Genomic DNA, 514 nt, shown 5'->3' with positions numbered 1-514 from the left:
GGATGTTGTTGAAAAGAGGCCCTGTTGATGCGATGGTATTCAGCCCTGAACGCGTGGATTATTCTGCACCTGCTCTCATGGGCAAAGGTCTGCACCAGCTCCCTCAGCGTCCAGTATTCACCCCCGGCGATTTGCTCAACACCTCACTTTTACCTGATCTCACCACCGACGAGAAAAAAGAAGTTGAAGCCTTCTGGCGCGGGGAACGGGAGCGGCTGAAACCAGAGCTGAAACACGCCGAGAATACGTATATCAACGCCGAGGTAATCCGAACAGGCGAATCCCTGGCGGTCGTTCGTACTCGCGTTTACTCAAGGAATACCCACGGCATTATCTCCCCTGACACACCCACCGAACGCGGGAAGCTCAGGGATGTAGCCCACGGTGAGTATATCGATAACCCGGTGGAGCTGTCAGACGCACAGGCGCGGGTATTTGTCGATACGTACGGGAAGACCCTTCATTCATTCAGGCATGGCGGGCAGCAATATTCAGTATGTAATTGGCAGCAGAT

Annotated in this window: 1 protein-coding gene; it reads left to right on the top strand. The window is 53.9% G+C overall.

Going from position 1 to position 514, the window contains the following annotated elements:
• Window positions 1-514: hypothetical protein (locus JWG39_RS17485; RefSeq protein WP_205220452.1), on the top strand; the 514-nt coding region annotated here is incomplete at both ends.

Source organism: Desulforhopalus vacuolatus (assembly GCF_016918505.1).
GTDB classification, from domain to species: Bacteria; Desulfobacterota; Desulfobulbia; order Desulfobulbales; family Desulfocapsaceae; genus Desulforhopalus; species Desulforhopalus vacuolatus.
The sequence above is the reverse complement of the archived record's forward strand: the minus strand, read 5'-3'. Positions and strand labels throughout refer to the sequence as shown.